The 6,757-nt window shown below is 58.5% G+C and carries 5 protein-coding genes; 4 read left to right on the top strand and 1 reads right to left on the bottom strand.

The genetic code is table 11. The features are described from left to right. Nucleotides 1-479 precede the first annotated feature (479 nt). From ACZYZ9_RS26355 to ACZYZ9_RS26340, 4 genes are all read left to right on the top strand, one after another. A complete protein-coding gene (locus ACZYZ9_RS26355) occupies nt 480-1,589 on the top strand; it encodes an ATP-binding protein (RefSeq protein ID WP_463829096.1) in 1,110 nt (369 codons plus the stop codon). After that, entirely contained in the window at nt 1,586-2,623 is a 1,038-nt protein-coding gene (locus ACZYZ9_RS26350) for a hypothetical protein (protein ID WP_463829095.1), read from the top strand. Before ACZYZ9_RS26355 ends, ACZYZ9_RS26350 begins: the two co-directional genes overlap by 4 nt. A gap of 40 nt (nt 2,624-2,663) precedes the next feature. Next, a protein-coding gene (locus ACZYZ9_RS26345; protein ID WP_463829094.1) for an IS3 family transposase occupies nt 2,664-3,826 on the top strand; the annotation gives its coding sequence in 2 pieces (ribosomal slippage) (nt 2,664-2,948 and nt 2,951-3,826; 1,161 coding nt in all). Nucleotides 3,827-3,876: 50 nt separating this feature from the next. Continuing rightward, nucleotides 3,877-5,229 carry a hypothetical protein gene (locus ACZYZ9_RS26340; protein ID WP_463829093.1) on the top strand — a complete coding sequence of 451 codons (1,353 nt, stop codon included), beginning with the start codon at nt 3,877-3,879 and terminating at the stop codon, nt 5,227-5,229. Nucleotides 5,230-5,238: 9 nt separating this feature from the next. On the opposite strand, the gene ACZYZ9_RS26335 is transcribed toward ACZYZ9_RS26340, so the two are convergent. Then, complete coding sequence (locus tag ACZYZ9_RS26335; protein ID WP_463829092.1) at nt 5,239-6,675, bottom strand: hypothetical protein; 1,437 nt, start codon at nt 6,673-6,675, stop codon at nt 5,239-5,241. Between the last annotated feature and the right edge of the window lie 82 nt (nt 6,676-6,757).

The following is a 6,757-nucleotide window of genomic DNA, read 5'->3' as shown; positions in this document are numbered from 1 at the left end:
CCTTTCCTTCGATGACTTGGCGGTCTCGAAGCAGAACCTACGCCCGGCCCCTTTTACACCGGCTTTAGGACGCGACCCACGATCGATGCTGTCGGGGAAGCTGTCTAATTTGGCTAGAGCCCAGATTGACAACGCCCATCGAGCGGACAACGGCCTTGTCGGGCCTGTCGGACTCAGAGCAAGCGCTTGCCGTGCCAATGGCGTTGTAGCAAGAGCGCCAGCATCTTCATTGCATTGTCGGCGACCAGCGACGTGTGCGTCCCGTGTTGAGACATCGGGGCGGAGCGTGAGTTTTGAAACTGCTACTTTCGAGCAGCATCCTCATTGAGGGCTTTATTTGGAAGGCCGCCAACGGCTCGCAGCTCGCGCTAGCCTGAAGCGACACACCGACGCACGAATCTAAACCATGTGGCATGTCCAAGATGCCGAAGGCGTATTGTTGCCGCCCAACAAGCTGCGACACGACCGAACGAGATTAGATGGCCCGAACTGCTGATCGCGCGTCCACGATGGGCGAGCATGAGCCTCCGTTCGTAGAGGTCAGCCGCGCGGAGAATGTAAACGATGTTCTTGCTATCTCGGACGAGATCTCATCGCTCGGCAACCTTCCCTCGATAACATTGGCTCTGGATAAGGTCACCGGCCTTGGGACCAACCGCATGTCTCCACAATGGGGTTCCGTGTTGGCCAACGTGCTGATGGGCCACCTCGCTGATCTGTCATCGATCACATTACAGCTGCCTGGGAGCCAGTCCGCTACGCATCAACTAGCACGTTCGGGGTTGTTCTTCGCCCTGTCGCGCCATCCAGGCGTAAGTCTCGCCCGGAGCTATCAAGGCTTGCCAGATGTGCTGAGCCGATGGCGGCAAGATTGGAGGCCATCGGATTACGAAAGAACTCTATTCACGCTGCCTGGCGAGCATGACGCGGATCACCCGGAAGAGTTGGGCACAGATCTCGTCGCGTTCCTCAATCCTAACCTGCGGCCAGCAAATTCGTCCGTCGAGGATGTCGACTCGGTCGTATATCCCTGGCTCCGCAAATTGCTCTCCAAAGTGCGGCTCAATGATGCTGGCGCTCGCGCCAAGGTCTTACGCGATATCAGCTTTGCCACAAATGAACTCTTGAAAAATGTCCGCGACCATGCAGGCATTGGATACGATGGAAAATGCGCAATCTCACTGTACGCGACCGGCAAGTCTCAAGCAGACAGCCGGATCTACATCAGCGTCGTCGATGACGGGATTGGTATGCCTGCCAGCATCCGCTCGCGACAAGACGGCAAAGAGTTTGACTCAGACCTTGTGTCGATGGCGTTTGCCGGGACATTGCCTCGCCGTCACCGTGGCCGTGGCGAAGGTCTAGCGCTGGTAAGAGGGATCGCCGACACCTACGGTGGAAGCGTCTTCGCCGCAACGGGTCCAACGGTAAACGGAACGGTCGTCTACGAACACAATCACAGCGGAGTTCAGCCCTCGACGAAATGTCGTGCTGTGCAGCATCTCTCGGTGCAGGGCACTGTAATCGTGCTCTCGCTCTCAACATCGCGCATGAACCAGCAGTCCGATGCTACTCACGCTAGGCCATGACACACGATTCAGACGGCTACGTGCGTATCTCTGTCGAGCAAGCACATCCAATCCGCGATACACTCGCACCCGGCAGCGAACTGGGTCTGCTATTCGTCGACCTAGCTGGCGAAAGCGTTGAGCCACAGTATGTCTCGCGAGCACTTCAGAACTCGCCGTTGGTCCGTGTGCACCACATGCTGTTTCGCTGGCCTCAGATCGGTGCCTTCAATCTCGACTCTGAAGCACGGGCAAGCGATGATGAACGTGTTAGCAATTGGATCACCGAGGTCGCAAATCATCCATCGATTGCGCTCTTCCATGCGCGACACATCGGAGTTATAAGATTTAACCTCGGCGAGGCACCAACGATCTTCTGGCATGGTTCGTCGGTGCCAGACGCAATTACCGAAGAGGCATTGACCGACCGCGCGCTTCGTGTCGAGTTCCGAGCTCTTCTCGACTGGGGACATGGCGTTTGGCGTCCGAGGAACTATCACTACATCCTTCCGTCGGGCACGCACTCCGAGGTCTTCGTAAAGCTGTCGGATGCGTTTCGAACCCCACAAGATGTTCGAGTGATGGCGACGTGGCTTGTGGACCGACTGGCTGACGAGATGACAATCATCTCGGACACTGCCGATCTCATTCCGCTGACTATCTACTTGACAAACCTAGCTCGCGAAGGCGGCTGGCGCACAATACAAACGGAGGTACTCGACGAGTACCCACGCACACGAGCCGACCTTGCCGTAGCTCTCCGCGCCGGTCGAAAATCGACCAAAGCACTCCTATTGCTGTCGGTCAATGCCTCCGGAACTTACCGAGACATCATGTGCGACACCGCGCGCACCGTATTCAAGTCCGCCACCGAGTGGTCGATGGTGGTGCTCGTCGATAAGGCGCTACCTCCTGAGCAGGCTGGGTTTCGCCGCACCGACGACGAAATCACGACATGGTACGGGCTCAAGCTTCCTCCACGCGAGAGCCCACATTATGGCAGTGACTGCAAACTATGCGCCGACGGGTCTGCTGCACGAATAGGTGACATCTGAGTTGGCTTGCCCCGCGTGGGTGAGCTGGAAGGATGTCCTTGTGCCCAGGCCCTACCCCCAGGAGTTTCGCGACGATGTCGTGCGGGTCGCCCGCAACCGCGACGACGGTGTGACCATCGAGCAGATCGCCACCGATTTCGGAGTGCACCCGATGACGCTGACCAAGTGGATGCGCCAAGCCGATATCGACGAGGGCGCCAAGCCTGGCAAGAGCACGAGTGACTCGTCTGAGCTGCGGGAGCTTCGTCGCCGGAATCGGTTGTTGGAGCAGGAGAACGAGGTCCTGCGTCGAGCTGCGGCCTATCTGTCGCAGGCCAACCTGCCGGGAAAAGGATCTACCCGCTCGTAAGTGAGCTCGCCGCCGACGGGATCCCCGTGGCGGTGACGTGCCGGGTACTCAAGCTCGCCCGCCAGCCCTACTACCGCTGGCGCGCCGATCCGATTACCGACGTCGAGATCATCGAGGCTTACCGCGCCAACGCCTTGTTCGACGCCCATAAAGACGACCCTGAGTTCGGCTATCGCTACTTGGTCGAGGAGGCCCGCGATGCCGGCGAGGCGATGGCCGAGCGCACCGCCTGGCGGATCTGCTCTCAGAATCGATTGTGGAGCGTGTTTGGCAAGAAGCGCGGCAAGAACGGGAAGGTCGGGCCACCGGTCCACGACGATCTTGTCGAGCGTGACTTCACCGCTTCCGGGCCAAATCAGTTGTGGCTCAGCGATATCACCGAACATCGCACTGGCGAAGGCAAGCTCTACCTGTGTGCAATCAAGGACGTGTTCTCCAACCGAATCGTCGGGTACTCGATCGACTCCCGGATGAAGTCCCGGTTGGCTACCACCGCGCTCAGTAGTGCGGTGGCACGACGCGGTGAAGTTGCCGGGTGCATCGTGCATTCCGATCGCGGATCTCAGTTCAGGTCAAGGAGATTCGTGCACGCACTGAACCATCACGGGATGGTCGGATCGATGGGCCGGGTCGGTGCAGCCGGCGACAACGCCGCCATGGAGAGCTTCTTCAGCCTGCTACAGAAGAACGTGCTCGATCGCCGTCGCTGGAACACGCGAGAAGAACTGCGGATCGCGATCGTCACCTGGATCGAACGCACCTATCACCGGCGCCGCCGCCAGGTCGCCCTCGGGCGGTTGACCCCGATCGAATACGAAGCCATTATGACCACACCGGCCAGTCAAGCCGCGTGACCGAAACTGTCACCTGATCGTGCAGCAGACCCGACCCTGACCGTGCTCAAGTGGTGATGATCGATCCACGAACGTTCGAAGCTGTTGCACTCCCGAACGCAAACTTAATGATGCCGGACACGCACGCTGCAAAGGCGACCCGCCTCCTCTGGACCGCTTGCAGCGCCTCGGGAAGCGTGGAGGTGCTATCCCCTCCCTCCCATTCTCCATCGATCGCTGCCCGAGAGAAGGACGGGTTGATGAACTTAAAGGTGGAGGTGCGGCGACTCTGGCAATCAGTGGACTTCTTAGTTGCGTTGAACAACCAGCTCCAAGCGTTCGCTCCCGAAGTGGAAATTCCGCCATTGAATGAAATCGATTGCATCGTGGTGAGCGCATTCGACCGCAACTTGCCTCGCTTCAATGAAGTTTGCCACGCTATTCAAGATCGCTTCGAGATTGGCCACTCAGTCCCGATCATTGAAGTGCCAGAATCCAAGCTTGGGGAATCGATTCCTGCTGTGTCCGCATACCGCAAACCTTTGATCTTTAGCGCAGCTTCGGTTTCCGGCTGGAATCTCAGGCAACTACTCATCACCGCTCAAGAGTCGTGGGCAGCACAAAACGTTGCAGGCACACCATCGTGTCTCGTGATCCACGCCCGACCCGCCACGCTTCGGCAGTGGCAGAACGTAAAGTCCTCGTTCGAAGGGCGCATCATCGCTGTGTGGAAGTCCCTAATTCCTGAGACGTCACCATTACGCGACGAGGCCGACCTACTCGCTGAGGTTGCTCCGGAGCAGTTGACAACCGCAGCAAGACAGTTTCGCGAACAGCGACTCAGAATCTGCAACCCGACGTCCCCTTTTGATTGGGACGCCCGGATGACGCGAATGACACAAGGCTATCCAGACCCGCGTACAATCTTGTGGGGCTTGCGATCTGGGGCTGCAGAGCACGTCCGTAACGAATCACTCTACGGCACAAGGGTTGATGCGATTACCGCATTCGCTGCTGTTGGATCGGCGATGCAGTCAGCGCGACAGAAGTCCGAGCGTACTGACCCGAGATTGCCGATGTTTGATTTCGATTCGATTGCTAGGTCGTACTACGACGGCATAATCGTGGCCAGTATCTTGCGGTGGGCTCGCCCAAGCGAGACTTGGTGGGGTGCAACGACTCGCGACCAGATGGCATCGATCACAGCCCTTGTTAAGCGCACGACAAGTCAGGTGGACCAACGGGTTCTTTTTCCTGAGCTGCTACTAGCCGCAGCTCAGGGCAAGATTCCTCGGGCCGCAATACCCGAACTAACGAACCACATCATGACCGCCGCGTCCGACTGGACCGACGACAACGGGTTGGGCCCGCTCGAACTTGGCGCGGCGCTTGTTGAGACCCAGGTATTAAGGCGAAGCAGCTGACAACCGAGATCAATGGGCCCGGTCGATGTTTTCAGATGGCCGCTGATTTTCTGCCGAGGTTTCGCGCTCTGGCGCTTCGGATCGATACATAGCTACCTGGGTCCGAACATAAGCGGACGCATGACCTTCAAGTTGCGTAGTTAGGCGGTCCATCGCTGGGGTTCGGGTCGACCCGTCAAAACGCACTGCAACCATTTCGGCTACAAGAGTGCCGTCGCTATCAAGAATGCGTTGGAGCAAGGCGCTGGCCGGATCCGCCGCGATGTCCTTCTCAATCCATTCTGCGAGTTGGTTTGCGACCACGGCGCGTACCCACGGATCGGAATCACGACCGAGCGCGGCTAGGACATGTAAATCCTCGGGCCGTCTTCGGCTAGCTACGACTAGGACCGCTCCGACACGCTGATTTACGTTGCCGCTCATCAGATCCCACAATTCGATATCAGTGATCGAAAACGGACGCACTGCCTCCAACGCCGCAGCCGCGTCACCGCGTACTTCGGGATTAACAAGAAGTGCGTCGTGACGCTGCGTGGCTCTGGCCATGATTCTGCGGAGTATTGGTTCGAGTCGACCCGCCACTTCGGCGGGGACTGCGTTGGTGAGCCGCCGGAGGTACTCTAGCGGCTTCTGTAGATGCCGCGTATACGTGTTGGTGGCACTGAGGAGGTCTACTATAGGGCCCCACCTTGCTTGCTCAGGGTGCCACGAATTGATGATCACAAGCGTGCCGCCGAAACTGCTTGTCCTGACTGTGCTTTGACCACTCTGCAGTTCTGCGATCTCCTTCTCGATGCTTGCGCTGAGGCTTGCGACTAGCCTGATGACGGTATCCGGACTAAGGTCGCGCACGTCTCCGAAGGCTTCCAGGGCAGCTGGCTGTCCTTTTGCGATGCGCTCCTCCAAACTGATCCGGCGATTCGGATCAGACGCTGCGAGTACCTTTTCTAGTTCTTCGCTCAGTTCGAAGTTGTCTGAGTTCCGCTCGGCTAGCGCGGCTTTGTCCGCGTCTGACCATTCGCTCGATGCGATGGTACTCACGATGCGCGCGTAGCCATGAGCAATCGATTGGTCCTCCTGTGCAGGAAGTGAGATCAGGTGGTCAATGACGACCCGAACGTCGGTGCTAGACAAGACGGGCGCAAGAGCTGCGAGCATGTCGAGCACTACGATCGGTATGACGAAGGTTGGGACGAGTCGACTTTCGAGGGCGGACGGTTCGCATAGCACGTCAACCGCCCATCGCATGTGTCGTCCCGCATCTGCTGCCGAGAGAACGTCAGCAGCCTCGGCTACTGCCTCGATGTCGGCAAGAAGCGATGTCCGCGTTGCGTTGTCGAGGTCGATAGCGGCGACCGCTTGTTGGACTGCCGAGACGGGTCCGGCGCGGAGAATGCGTCGGATTGCTAGCGTGATTGCTTTGCTATCACCGGCGTGACGCATCAACGTCAGCCCTCTCTGCCAACCTGGGTTGAGGCACCCGCCCCCTGACAATTAGTGACCCGAGGGCGGGGATGGAGAGACTCCC

It is taken from the genome of Mycobacterium sp. IDUB_28 (genome assembly GCF_055419285.1).
Note: the sequence above shows the minus strand (reverse complement) of the source record. Positions and strands in the feature narration are given on the sequence as shown.